The 12,444-nt window shown below is 39.5% G+C and carries 12 protein-coding genes; 6 read left to right on the forward strand and 6 right to left on the reverse strand.

What is annotated here, in order from left to right:
• Window positions 1–53 precede the first annotated feature (53 nt).
• From ACEW8O_RS25940 to ACEW8O_RS25960, 5 genes are all read left to right on the forward strand, one after another.
• Complete coding sequence (locus ACEW8O_RS25940; protein WP_373497535.1) at window positions 54–248, forward strand: hypothetical protein; 195 nt, start codon at window positions 54–56, stop codon at window positions 246–248.
• 104 nt (window positions 249–352) lie between these two features.
• Window positions 353–1,309 (forward strand): NAD(P)-dependent alcohol dehydrogenase, encoded by a 957-nt coding sequence (locus tag ACEW8O_RS25945; RefSeq protein ID WP_373497536.1) that lies wholly within the window; start codon window positions 353–355, stop codon window positions 1,307–1,309.
• Between the two features lie 409 nt (window positions 1,310–1,718).
• A complete protein-coding gene (locus ACEW8O_RS25950) occupies window positions 1,719–2,210 on the forward strand; it encodes an HNH endonuclease (protein ID WP_373497537.1) in 492 nt (163 codons plus the stop codon).
• Window positions 2,211–2,309: 99 nt separating this feature from the next.
• The gene (locus ACEW8O_RS25955) at window positions 2,310–3,581 is read left to right on the forward strand and encodes a DNA cytosine methyltransferase (protein WP_373497538.1); all 1,272 of its coding nucleotides are present in this window, start codon (window positions 2,310–2,312) and stop codon (window positions 3,579–3,581) included.
• Window positions 3,581–4,243, forward strand: coding sequence for a hypothetical protein (locus ACEW8O_RS25960; RefSeq protein ID WP_373497539.1), 663 nt, complete (start codon window positions 3,581–3,583; stop codon window positions 4,241–4,243). The genes ACEW8O_RS25955 and ACEW8O_RS25960 overlap by 1 nt, the downstream gene beginning before the upstream one ends.
• Window positions 4,244–4,416: 173 nt before the next feature.
• Here ACEW8O_RS25960 and ACEW8O_RS25965 read toward each other — a convergent pair whose 3' ends face one another.
• From ACEW8O_RS25965 to ACEW8O_RS25990, 6 genes are all read right to left on the reverse strand, one after another.
• Window positions 4,417–5,802 carry a peptidylprolyl isomerase gene (locus ACEW8O_RS25965; protein WP_373497540.1) on the reverse strand — a complete coding sequence of 462 codons (1,386 nt, stop codon included), beginning with the start codon at window positions 5,800–5,802 and terminating at the stop codon, window positions 4,417–4,419.
• On the reverse strand, window positions 5,795–6,673 hold the full coding sequence (locus ACEW8O_RS25970) for a peptidyl-prolyl cis-trans isomerase (protein ID WP_373497541.1): 879 nt from the start codon (window positions 6,671–6,673) through the stop codon (window positions 5,795–5,797). The genes ACEW8O_RS25965 and ACEW8O_RS25970 overlap by 8 nt, the downstream gene beginning before the upstream one ends.
• Window positions 6,654–8,663 (reverse strand): peptidylprolyl isomerase, encoded by a 2,010-nt coding sequence (locus ACEW8O_RS25975; RefSeq protein ID WP_373497542.1) that lies wholly within the window; start codon window positions 8,661–8,663, stop codon window positions 6,654–6,656. Before ACEW8O_RS25975 ends, ACEW8O_RS25970 begins: the two co-directional genes overlap by 20 nt.
• 88 nt (window positions 8,664–8,751) lie before the next feature.
• On the reverse strand, window positions 8,752–9,168 hold the full coding sequence (locus ACEW8O_RS25980) for an ATP-binding protein (RefSeq protein WP_373497543.1): 417 nt from the start codon (window positions 9,166–9,168) through the stop codon (window positions 8,752–8,754).
• Complete coding sequence (locus ACEW8O_RS25985; RefSeq protein WP_373497546.1) at window positions 9,165–9,503, reverse strand: STAS domain-containing protein; 339 nt, start codon at window positions 9,501–9,503, stop codon at window positions 9,165–9,167. The genes ACEW8O_RS25980 and ACEW8O_RS25985 overlap by 4 nt, the downstream gene beginning before the upstream one ends.
• Before the next feature lie 30 nt (window positions 9,504–9,533).
• On the reverse strand, window positions 9,534–11,597 hold the full coding sequence (locus ACEW8O_RS25990) for a SpoIIE family protein phosphatase (protein ID WP_373497544.1): 2,064 nt from the start codon (window positions 11,595–11,597) through the stop codon (window positions 9,534–9,536).
• A 93-nt stretch (window positions 11,598–11,690) separates the two neighbouring features.
• On the opposite strand from ACEW8O_RS25990, the gene ACEW8O_RS25995 reads away from it, so the two are divergent.
• Window positions 11,691–12,404, forward strand: a complete 714-nt coding sequence (locus tag ACEW8O_RS25995; RefSeq protein WP_373497545.1) for a DUF4197 domain-containing protein — start codon at window positions 11,691–11,693, stop codon at window positions 12,402–12,404.
• Window positions 12,405–12,444: the final 40 nt, after the last annotated feature.

Genomic DNA, 12,444 nt, shown 5'->3' on the forward strand with positions numbered 1-12,444 from the left:
TTATATTTCTGGAATGCGTCTTGTCCTACACTATTCACAAAAACCAAACGACAATGATGAGCTTCCTAATTTGGTGTATCCTGCTGGTATTATGCTGGCCATTGGCCTTGTTGGCCATAATTCTCTATCCATTTATCTGGCTGATTTTACTGCCTTTCCGCCTTTTGGGCTTTGCCGTTGATCTTAGCTTTTCCTTTATCAGAAATTTGGTGATGATGCCTTTTACTTTGGTGGGGAGACGGGGGTAAAGGATGAAGGATGAGGGATGAAGGGATGAAAGGAACGGCCCGTCATTCTGAATGGAGCTTTTCGTAAGTCTGATATATAGATTATCCTCCCAACAAACACAATTATGAAAGCATTTACTAAAACAAAATACGGCGGACCGGAGGTACTTCGATTGGAAGAGGTAAAAAAGCCAACTCTGAAAGAGGGCCATTTATTGGTAAAGGTCTATGCCAATTCCGCTAATCCGGCAGACTGGCATATTCTCCGTGGGAAACCATTTTTTGCTCGCTTTACGTTCGGGCTTTTCAACCCAAAGGATAAAATCCTTGGGGCAGATTTTGCAGGTATTGTCGAGGCGGTAGGGAAAAATGTCAGTGGTTTTAAAGTCGGTGAAAGGGTGTTTGGGGAGGCGCTGCAAAGCGGTGCCTTTACGGAATTTGTCTTGGCATCAGCAGCGGTCTGTGGGCATATGCCTGCAGAAACCGGCTTTGATGTGATGGCGGCGGTTCCCATAGCGGGACTTACTGCCTGGCAAGCCATCGTCACCCATGGGAAACTCCAAAAAGGAGAATCGGTTTTGATCAATGGTTCCTCCGGTGGCGTAGGTCATTTTGCCGTGCAGATCGCTAAAGCCTTAGGTGCTGAGGTGACCGCTGTTTGCTCTAACCGTAACATTGATTTTGTAAAATCCCTGGGTGCCGACAAGGTATTGGCATACGACATGGAAAACATACACGAACATAAGGGAAAATATGACCTGGTCATCGATACCCACGGCAATCTAACTTTCAATGATTACAAGCGGCTTGGAAAACGGGGAGTGATGGTGGGCTTCACTACCATGGGTCATATGATTTCGGTTTTACTAAGAAGGCCTTTCAGCAAATTCCCTTTAACACTATTCACCGCTGAAGCTAATACCAAAGATTTGAATATCTTGGCGACTCTAATCCAAGAAGGAAAAATCCAGCCCCATATTTTTAAAACCTATCCTTATCAGGAGATTCCCAAAGCCATTGGGTATATTGAATGCATGCGGACTAAGGGGAAGGTAGTGATGGTTTGGGTGGGGGAGATTTAAGAGTTTAGAGGGTAGAATTTAGATTGGGGAATGGAATTGGGTATGGGACTGTCCCAAGAATGTGGGATGAAAATTTTACACAAAAAATCAAAGAAAATGGAATGCTCATTTATATAATGAATTCTGCTATTTTTATATCAACAATTAAAATCATTTCAATATTTTTTTTTATTCACAGAAAATAGACCATGAGACTGGAATTCGAAAAATGGCTTGAAGAAAATAAGGAATCCATTTCCAGGCCAGAAAAATATTCAAGTACAATTCAACCATTACCAACCAACTGGCCTCAAAAGATCATATTGACTCTAGCCTTTATTCAAAGACAGAAGCTACAGAAGTATTGAAGTTTAAAGAGATTTATTTTAGTTACAACGAATTTTATGAAAAGAATAGGAGGGGAAAAAATATGTATAGTCGGTCTTTGGATCTTTACATTGAATTTCTTGATTCTTTCAGTGGAATTCCAGGAAAAGTTGTTGCGCCTGAAATCGAAAGAGTTATATCTGATCCAAAACTCACTTCAACTGAAAAGCAAAGCATCATTTTAAGCCGTAGAGGGCAAGGTCAATTCAGAGAGAATTTGGTCAAATTATGGGGCAGTTGTTCCATATCTGGCTATACTGACTTCAGACTTCTTGTTGCTTCCCATATCAAACCTTGGAGTAAATCTGACAATTATGAAAGAATTGATAAGTATAATGGTTTATTAATTCTACCTACCTATGATAAACTTTTTGATCTTGGCTTTATTGGATTTAACCCTAACGGGAATATTTGTGTTTCCAAAGAATTGGATAATCCAGAGGCTCTAAATATTCTTCCAAACATCAAAATTGTAACACATAAATATCATTATCAATATTTGGAATATCATTTAGAACATGTATTCAAAAGTTAGAACATTTGGTTTGACCCAAAATATATTGAGGCCATTAAAAGTTCTTCTTATATTTAATAGATTGCGTAGATTAATAGAATCGGAAAAAAAGTGGAGAAAATGATGGATGTAATAACAACTTTTAAGGAGACTGTTTCAAAAGAAGAAATTTTAGGGAAAAAAGTTAAAACCGGGATTGCCGATGAAATTGATAATGGTAGTGCAGCTTTTACACATTATCTAAGTTTGCGTGGTCAAAGTGAAGACGTGGTTTTTAAAAATAAAGCAGTTGACTATTATCAAAAATTACTTCAGGAAAGGAAAGGGCATGAAGTAAGCCGGGAATTTGCCGAAGTGGCAATTCGATATTCACAATTTGAATATAAAGACCAAATACCTTTTCCTGAAAATGAGAATCCCACTTTCAGGTTTATAGATTTATTTGCCGGAATCGGTGGGTTTAGGCTGGCATTCCAAAGTCTTGGAGGAAAATGCGTCTTTACCAGTGAATGGGATGAACAAGCTAAAAAGACCTATTTTACCAATTTTGGAGAGGTTCCGTTTGGGGATATTACCAAGGAAGAAACAAAGAGTTATATTCCTGATGGCTTTGATGTTTTATGCGCAGGATTCCCATGTCAGGCATTTTCAATTGCAGGAAGAAGAGGTGGATTTGAGGATACCCGGGGGACATTATTTTTTGATGTTGCCGAAATCATCAAAAGGAAAAAGCCAAAAGCATTTTTTCTGGAAAATGTAAAGGGCCTGAGAAATCATGATAAAGGAAGAACTTTAGCAACAATATTAAATGTCCTAAGGGAGGATTTGGGATATTATGTTCCGGATCCACAAATTATCAATGCCAGGGATTTTGGAGTTCCGCAGAATAGAGAGCGGATTTTTATAGTTGGATTTAGAGCAGATTTGGGAATTGATCATTTTGAATACCCCGATCCGACAGCCGAGGTTGTTGCTTTTGAAGATGTTAAGGAAGTAAATCCGGTTTCTGTTAAATATTACCTGTCCACACAATATCTCAATACTTTGGAAAACCATAAAAACAGACATTTATCCAAAGGCAATGGCTTTGGATATGAGGTTATTTCAGATGACGGAATTGCCAATGCTGTAGTCTGTGGCGGAATGGGGAGAGAAAGGAATCTGGTTTATGATGACCGGTTGGAGGATTTCACACCGGTTACTCATATCAAAGGTGAGGTAAACAGACTTGGTATCAGAAAAATGACACCTAGGGAATGGGCCAGGTTACAAGGTTTTCCGGATAAGTTTTTAATACCTGTGGCAGATGCCTCTGCTTATAAACAATTTGGGAATTCTGTGGCCGTGCCTGCGATTAGGGCTACAGCTAAAAAGGTTATAAAATTGATTTAATGTTTTTAAGAAAGATATTAGATGTAAAAATCAAGAATAATCAAATCTCAGTTACAAGAGATGCAAATATTTCTGTCATCGATTTAGAAAATCAAATTAGAAGTCATCCGTACACAGGACAAAATCTTGATAAATCAGAGGAAACAGAAAAATCAAAAGTACCCCCATTTATACAGGTCTTTTATTTTTTATTTTTTAAAAACTTAACTGTTCCATCTGAGAAAGAATTTTGTGAAACTTATATTTCCTGGTTAGGAGGAGCTGTAGATGGTAAGATAACTTATGAAGGGACTGAGTTAAAAGCAGATTTTTTGATAAATAGAATGAAAAGAACATATCCTTCTTTGATCAGGGACCTTCATTTTTTATATCTTATTGAAGAGGCCCGGGTTTTTGATGATGTTGAATATTCAATGCATATGGATTATTTCAAAGGACTTGATCTGAAAGTGACAAACAAAGGCAAAATCTATTTTGTCTCATTGTTTATAGATACCCCAAGAGGACAATATTACAAAAAGCGAAAAATGTTCAGACATGATTATTCAGAGATCATCGAAATTGAGTTAAATGTTGATTTTGCAAGTCTGAAAAAAGTTGGTAATATCTTTCTTTTGAAAAAAGAGCATGTTGGCTTATTGGTAGATAGAATAAATTCCTGATTTTAATACTGTTTTTGGGATATTACACAAGCGCTGGAAAAAGTTGTTGTAGTGGAAAAAGAAGCAATTGTCGAGTAAGCAGCCTAGCGTAATAAAAAAAAGCCGAAAGACCAATTGCCATAATCTTAATGTTGGCAATTGGTCTTCCGGCTTTGTTTTATAAGTGCAATTTATTAGTCCTTCAACACCTCACAGCGGTCATAAGAGGGGTCTATGTCAATAAAGACATCTTCTTTTGCAAGAACAAACCACCTGCCCAAGATTCCCTCTTCTTTTTTCCTCCGGGTAGCAGCTTTTAACTTTTCATAATCATCATTGAGATTGGCACGATGTGCAGGGAATTTTTCTTTATAATACAAAATCCTAACCTGAGGCCCATTACGCTCATCTTCATAGCGCATAGGCTTGGTGATTGTCCCAACTTCCATACTATCTAGGGTGAAATAAAGAATAGGGTCTTCAAGGGTCCTCAAAGTCAACCTATTGGATTGGTTATTTGGATCTGTAAAAAAACCACCATTGTCAGAGGTACTTCTGTCATCGGAATTTTCTTTGGCTGCTTTTGCGAATTCTATTTTTTTATCGACAATCAGATTTCTTAAACTATCCAAAAAACGCTCTGCCGTTTGGATGTCATTTTCAGAAGGTTCAGGTCTAAGCAGAATATGCCGGGTATTGAATGTATTACCCCTTCTTTCCAAAAGCTGAATCATGTGGAATCCGAACATGGTTTCCACAGGATCACTGATTTCCCCAGGCCTCAGACCCAAGGCTGTAGCCTCATATTCAGGGGCCAGTTCACCTCTTCTGAAAAACCCCAACTCACCTCCCTGAATGGCAGAACCCGGATCCTGGGAATATTGGCCTGCAAGGGTTTTGAAATCAGAAGTACCTTCATTGATCATTTCTTTGAACATCCGGAGTTGATTGGCCACACTGTCTTTGGTGGCACGGTTGACTTCCGGTTGTTTGACGATCTGACCTACAATTACCTCTGCTGAGAAAAAGGGTAGAGAATCACGGGGAATAGCTGTAAAAAACCTCCTTACTTCAGCCGGTGAAATGGTCAGTCCCTCAGTTATTTTCCCCTGCATTTTCTGGACGATCATCTGTTCCTTTAGCAAATCTTCAATTTCAGCTTTCAACTGATCGGATGTTTTGCCATAGGCATCTACAAACATCTCTTCATCCCCACCAAACTGTGCCATTACCATGCTGAATCTTTGGTCAGCTTGGATCATGACCTCTGCATCGGATACCATGACCGAATCCAGTTCTGCTTTGGCAACCATCAACTTATTGATCATAAGAGATTCAAACACCTCGCACCTGGTTGGGGGGTCAAAACCCTGTTGGGATTGAGAAATAGCCTCCATATAAGCTCTTTGCACTTCGGATTCCAGTAGGATATAGTTGTTGACTTTTGCCACAATTTTGTCCAAAACCTGCCCGGTGGGTCTGGGTGCTTCTTTAGACGTTTCGGTTTGGGCAAAACCCACCGTAGCCAAAAGGTAAAAAACGGAAATGACAAATAAATACTTTAAACTAAACCTATTCATATATTGTAAACACTTCATTTTCTAATGCTCTGTTATAAATTTCTTTTTGCAATTCTTCGACCAAGGCAATTCTTTTTCTATTGGTCAGAATCTTGGTGATTTCATCTCTGACAAATTCAAGGGGAGGTATCTGATCCTGCAATTTGTATTCCAGTATCTTGAAGTAGTACCGGTAATTTTCATCGTCAGTGATGATCAGTCTGTTGCTCCTGAGAAGTTCTACTTTATTGGCATGATTGGCCAAAGGGGTATTGATGATGATATCCTCAAATCTGACCCATGTAGAATCCTCCAGAAAGTAATTACTTGCATGTTTGGAAGCGAAATCTTTCAAGGCACCTCTATCATTAGGATTTGTTGAACGGAGCAGTTTTTCCATATTTCTGTTTTGTGCCGTTGGGGCTTTGTCAGTTTTCAGAAAATTGCTCCGGACAATGATTTCCTTCAGGTTGAAGTTAGCCTGATTGGCTTTATAATAATCTTCAATCTCTTTTTGGGTTATTTCCCTGGTGAGATTGTCTTCCACATATTTTTTTTCAAACTCATATACCATCAGGGCATATTTGTAATCCAATAACTTTCTGTTGATCTCGGCCTCATCAAAAGACATTGATTTGCCGGCTTCTATGATCATCAACTGCTTTCTTATCCAGGATTGTACATAACGCCCGGCAATATTTGTACTGTCCTCAGGAGTATTGGCTTCTGTGTTGATGAACGCAAGCTCTGATATTCTTAAGTTTTGGTTGCCCACAGTCGCAATAATGGGGTCTTCCTCAGCATCCTCCACGGATTTGAACTTAAATAAATCACAAGATGAAATGCTTACCATCAATGCTAGAAACAACCATTTATTTGCTGACTGTAACATCGAATATTTTTTGTTTCTCATCCTCATTGACCTGAATAATGTAATTCTCTTTCAAGGTAGCAATGAGCTTTTGGTCGAGATATTCCTGATAATCCTGAATCACTTTCCCCCTTGTCTCCTCAAACTTCTTCGGTCCGGGACCGAGCTTTTCTCCAACGACAACAAAATGGGTTTTGTTGTCGATTTTGATTTCCCGAAAGGTTTTGTTAAGATCTATCCGATTCAATACCGGATGAGACTCAACTTCGAAGATCCCATCTGTAAAGGTAAAGGCAAGTGGACTGTCCAAAAGAAAAGTGTTTTCCAAACGGTCGGCCAGGTTGGACATGTATTTTTTGTCAGAAAGAAACCTGCGCACGGCGGGGATACTTTCCTCTTTTCCCATGGTAAGAATTATGGCCTGAACCCTGTTTTTCCATTGATACCGATCCTGGTTTTCCTCATAGAATTTTACCTGCCCCAAGCTGTCCTCAATGGCTTTTTGCCAAACCTGATCATTCATCAGCGAAAACAATAAAATCCCATCTCGGTATTCCTGAATCAATAACCTGTATTCATCATTGTTGGTAGAAAGGTCTTGAATTTCAGCTTCATGCAGATTTACTTCTATAAACTTGTCATACCAACCGGCAAAGTAATTTTGAGGGTTGGAGCGGATCACCTGTTTGTCTGAATTCATAAAATCCAATAGATCACCTACAGTTTTGGGATGATCATCTATCCTCAGAAGAACAGAGTCAATCAGGTTTCTTTCAAGTATGATATCGGGCACATCCTTTCTTTGATTTTTCGCAAAGATCCCTTCAATGTCTGCCGCCAATTTTTCATTTTCCTCAAATCCATACCTTGACTTCTGCATAGCCACCACCTGTGACTGTATCAAGGAGGACCTGCTATCCCTTAATATTCTTGATTTGATCATTGGCTCCATTTCTTCATAGGAATCGAGCGGTTTCTTTTCTTCCAACCTGATAATATGGTAGCCGTAGGGTGTCCTGACCGGTGGTGATATTTCTCCTTCTTCGGAAAGGGCAAATGCGACCCTTTCAAATTCCGGAATGACGGCCCCCAGACCTATCCATGGCAGGGAACCCCCTGAACTTTTTGTACCGGGGTCCTCAGAGTACAACTGGCAGATTTCCTCCCAAATACTCTCAGGTTTTTGGATTTCAGCGTATATCTCCCCGACTTTTCTCAAGGAACGCTCCTCACTGACAGGGTCATTGCCCTGTGTACGGACGAGGATATGGGAAACCCTGATTTCACCTGGATTGGGTTTTCTGTCTTCCAACCTGATTACGTGGTATCCGAAATTGGTCAGAACCGGATCTGATATCTGTCCTATCTCCAATCCAAACGCAGCATCCTCAAAAGGTGAAACCATCTGAAGCGCTGAAAAATAACCCAAGCTGCCCCTATTGTCTTTGGCCGAAGGATCGTCAGAATGTTCAAATGCCAGTTCATTGAAGTCAGCTCCGCTTTCTGCATCACTTTTAAATTTCTGGGCCATCCGAAGTACAGAAATCGTATCCGCCTGACTGGCATTGGGCGGAAACTGCAACAGGATGTGACTGGCTTTGATCACCTCTTTCATCCTGTTGTAAGCTTTCATCAGTTCTCCCTCTTGCAGGGTGTTTTTGATGAGAAATGGCTGGGTAAGATCTTCTTTGAAGACTTCATATTCCTGGTAAAACTCGTCTGTCTTGTCAAGACCAAGATTTTCTGCCTCTTTGACTTTAAGTTTGTAATTCACAAAAAGCCTAAAGTTTTCATCAAACTCTTCGGCGCTCAGTTTTTCATCAGGACTGTTAAAATTCCTGTTTTTTGAAAGCATGTATAAAAATTCCTCCGCAAAGATTTCTTCGTTTCCGATAGTAACCAATGGACTTTGGATATCAGGTTCCTCTTCCACTGTTTTCACTGTGGATTTTGGACTACATGAAAATACCAAAGCGAGTAATAAAAGCTTGATTTGATTTGAATTCATCATAAATGGCAATCCGGAATATCAGTGCAATGTTACAAATTAAATTGAAAAATTCGGGTGGCTTTGGGTTTTAAGATGTCTTAATTAACAATTATTTGGATTTTAATATCTTGAATAAGCGGCAGATATTGATGTTGGCTTTGGTTTCAAATTCAATTTTGTCCATGATCCTTTTGACCAGAATGATGCCAAGCCCTCCTTTTCGCTTGGATTTCATCACAAAAGAGATATCAGGTTCCTGATATTCAAGGATATTGAAGCCCTGTCCAAAATCCCTGATTTCAAAAATCATCAGATCTGCGCTTTTCTTTACAGTCAGGTCAATGCATTCCTTGGGGTTGCAGTCATGGGAATGGATGATCAGATTGGCACATACTTCTTCCACGGCTAAAATCACCTGATGCTGATCTACTTCTGTCAGAGAAGTATCCTCCAGAATATCCCCCAAAAAATTTCTGAGTTCAGACAGTCGGGTGGTGTCGCAATATAGTTTCAACTCATGCTTCATAATACTTCTTCAAGTGCATCCTTTTTAGTGGACTTGATTTTGATCAGTTGATCCAATCCCAGGATATTAAAAACCTGAAACACCTTTTCCTTTAATCCAAAAATGACAAGCTTGATTTCTTTTTCCTGAAATTCCTCCAAATAGGACATAAATACACCAAGTCCTGCAGATGATATATATTCAAGCTGTGAGCAATCCACCAATAAGTTACGGACTCCACCTTGGACCATGTCCAATATCACCTCGTCCAGTTCCACCGAATTGCTGGCATCGATTTCCCCGATAAGACTGAGAACCGAATGTTCATTTTCAATGTTTTTTTCTATTTGTAACATCATTTTTTATACGCTTTATGTAGGTATTGGTTATGGGTTGAATTTGATGACCAATAATGAAAAATCGTCATCAGGCATACTGTTTTGACCCACAAATCTGTAAATCTGTTCTAAGATCTTTTTTTGGATTTCCATCGCACTGAATTGATGAAGATCCGTCAATGTTTTCTTCAGCCTTTCATAACCGAATTCAACTCCGGCTTCATTTTTTGCTTCAATGATTCCATCTGTAAACAGAACAAGAACATCATCGTTTTCAAATTCAAATTCAGACTCATGTATATAATTTTCATAAAGGGCACTGCGGACCATTCCAAGACCCAGGCCTTCTGAACTTAGGTATTCGCAACATTTCCGGCTCGCATCATAAAACAGTGTCGGACAATGTCCCGCCCTGCTGTATTTTATTTTTTTGCTTTTGGTGTCCACCAGATAATAAGAGGTGGTGATGAAATGATTTCTTTCCAAGCACTGGCTCAGGGCTATATTGGCTTTTGCAAGAAATTCGCCCGGACTTGGATTCAATTGGACCAAGCTATGAAATATGCCTTTCATTTGGGACATATTAAAGGCAGCCGAGGTGCCCTTGCCGGAGACGTCTCCGATGATGATGGCAAATAGGTTATGGCTTATTTCCTTTGTCTCATAATAATCTCCGCCAACTTCATCTGCTGCTTCAGAAAACCCACTGATTTCAAAATATTCGTCATGGTGAAGTTCGGTGGGAAGTAAGCTCCTCTGTACTCTTTGGGCAATTTTCAGCTCCTCTTTGTATCGTTCATTTTTGATGGCCTCGTTCAGCAGTCTGTAATTTTCGACCGAAATACAGGCCTGTCCTACAAAGGTGTTGATGATATTGATCATCTCTTTATTAAATCCATCTTTGACTTCTTTGATCAAAAACAACCTTCCAATGGTTTTGGAATTGACTACTAGGGGAATCATTATTACGGATTTGAAAATATTGTGGGGTATTTTCCCCTGATATTTTCTGGTATCATTGTCTGAAGCTTTCCAGTTAAACTCTGAAAAAGGTTTTGTGTTGGAAATCAGGTCATTGAGTTCCTCCCGGACATCTTCATCAATAAATCTTTCCTGAATGATCACCTTATTATCTTCGCTGTCCAACAATTCGAGCCAACCTGCATCTGCATATGCCGCACTCATACTGGAATCAATCAGGATATCCAACACCTGTGTTTCATCCTGTCCGGGTTTGATAGACTGGCTCAATCGCTGAAAATTGATTGCTTCTACCAGTTTTTGTTCAAATACTGAAGATGTGGGCAAATTGAACAGTGTAACCAAAAAACTGAAAAGTGAATACAAAAACACAAAAGCAAACAGACCCATCAAAAACAGGTTGTCTGTCAAGTTGACAAAAGTTAGATTGCTGTCACTATAGGACAGGAGCTCAAAGAAAAGATAGGAGGTACATATGAGGATGATCACAAAAAAGAGGATCGATTTCCATTTTTCCTTAAATGTGAGATAAGGTATCCATTTAAGGTTGACAGACAGAGAAGCCGAGAAAAAAGTCAGAAAGACAAAACCAAACAAAAAACTGTAATCCAGATTGTTCTCATTGAAAAATATGAAAAACATACTGATTAACATCAGGATCTCAAATGCCTGCCATTGCTGTACTACTCTTTTGGACTTTTGATATAAAATCAGGTGCTTCCAAAGTAGGGAACAGGAAATAAGGAAAAGGGTCATCATGGCAAAATTGACATGATAAAAGAAGTTTCTCAACAGAGGGTCTGAGGCTAACCTGCCTTCACCTAGCATCTGATAAAAAAAGTTGATGATCAATGCCACTGAAGTTGCCAATAGGCCTGTGGATGCACCCCGCCAGATCAGATCCAGAAAATCAAGGTCTTCATTTTTATTGATGGAATAATTATAAAAGAGGTACACCATAATGAAAAAAAGTATCTCCAATACATAGGAAACCTGAGGGGCCATATTGGGCTCCAATCGGTTGACTGTTTCAAAAATCCTGGTAACATCGACAAAAAGTAAAGCCAACCATGCTAATATGGCTACCAAAATACTTACTTTACCGATATTTGGTTTTGGGATTTTAAGCATTTTAGAGAATCAAACACAATATTACAGAAACAAACTTAAATATCCAGAACCCGTTTATCGCCATAGTTGTAAATTATTGTTAAAATCCATTTTATGAAATCCATTCAAATTTACGGTATTATTATTTTATTAATTACGGGTGCATGTTCGTCCGCAGATATCAATAGGATCCTTCAGGCAGCAGGTCAAGGATCTTTGACCGAGCAGGAAGTAGGTTCAGGACTTAAAGAGGCCTTAATCCAGGGAATCAGTAAAGGCGCAGATCTGGCATCCATGACTGATGGCTTTTTCAAAAATGACCTGATCAGGATATTGCTTCCCGAAGATGCCCGAAGGGTGGAAAATACACTAAGACAAATCGGACTTGGAAGCGAAGTGGACAGGGCAATGCTTGCCATCAACAGAGGTGCCGAAAAGGCAGCTATTGAAGCAAAGCCGATTTTTATCAGTGCCATCAGGCAGATGACCATTCAGGACGCGTTCCAGATTCTCAAAGGAGAACCAAACGCTGCTACTGACTACCTGAGAAGGACAACCGAAAGTCAATTGGTAGCCTTGTTCCAGCCCAGAATTCAGGAATCCCTCAATGAAGTCGGGGCTACAAAATATTACGGAGATCTGGCCAATGCCTATAACACCATTCCGCTTACTACCAGGAAAATCGACCCTGACCTAAACGCATATGTGACCAATAGGGCGATAGATGGATTATTTACTTTGATTGCCGAGGAGGAGAAAAATATCCGTGAAAATCCCATGCAAAGAACTTCTGCATTGATGAGAAGGGTTTTTGCGGCGCAGGACTAGATTTAAAGTATAACTATATCTTCGATAATACCCTTACCGA

Origin of the sequence: Aquiflexum sp., from assembly GCF_041749095.1 — a bacterium.
Taxonomy (GTDB): Bacteria; Bacteroidota; Bacteroidia; order Cytophagales; family Cyclobacteriaceae; genus Aquiflexum.

Bases quoted from the DNA above. Each gene is read 5' to 3' on its own strand.
- ACEW8O_RS25955 (WP_373497538.1), top strand. From the start codon at position 2,310: ATGATGGATGTAATAACAACTTTTAAGGAGACTGTTTCAAAAGAAGAA.
- ACEW8O_RS25975 (WP_373497542.1), bottom strand. From the start codon at position 8,663: ATGATGAATTCAAATCAAATCAAGCTTTTATTACTCGCTTTGGTATTT.
- ACEW8O_RS25940 (WP_373497535.1), top strand. From the start codon at position 54: ATGATGAGCTTCCTAATTTGGTGTATCCTGCTGGTATTATGCTGGCCA.
- ACEW8O_RS25965 (WP_373497540.1), bottom strand. From the start codon at position 5,802: ATGAATAGGTTTAGTTTAAAGTATTTATTTGTCATTTCCGTTTTTTAC.
- ACEW8O_RS25985 (WP_373497546.1), bottom strand. From the start codon at position 9,503: ATGTTACAAATAGAAAAAAACATTGAAAATGAACATTCGGTTCTCAGT.
- ACEW8O_RS25995 (WP_373497545.1), top strand. From the start codon at position 11,691: ATGAAATCCATTCAAATTTACGGTATTATTATTTTATTAATTACGGGT.
- ACEW8O_RS25970 (WP_373497541.1), bottom strand. From the start codon at position 6,673: ATGTTACAGTCAGCAAATAAATGGTTGTTTCTAGCATTGATGGTAAGC.
- ACEW8O_RS25990 (WP_373497544.1), bottom strand. From the start codon at position 11,597: ATGCTTAAAATCCCAAAACCAAATATCGGTAAAGTAAGTATTTTGGTA.
- ACEW8O_RS25980 (WP_373497543.1), bottom strand. From the start codon at position 9,168: ATGAAGCATGAGTTGAAACTATATTGCGACACCACCCGACTGTCTGAA.
- ACEW8O_RS25950 (WP_373497537.1), top strand. From the start codon at position 1,719: ATGTATAGTCGGTCTTTGGATCTTTACATTGAATTTCTTGATTCTTTC.
- ACEW8O_RS25960 (WP_373497539.1), top strand. From the start codon at position 3,581: ATGTTTTTAAGAAAGATATTAGATGTAAAAATCAAGAATAATCAAATC.
- ACEW8O_RS25945 (WP_373497536.1), top strand. From the start codon at position 353: ATGAAAGCATTTACTAAAACAAAATACGGCGGACCGGAGGTACTTCGA.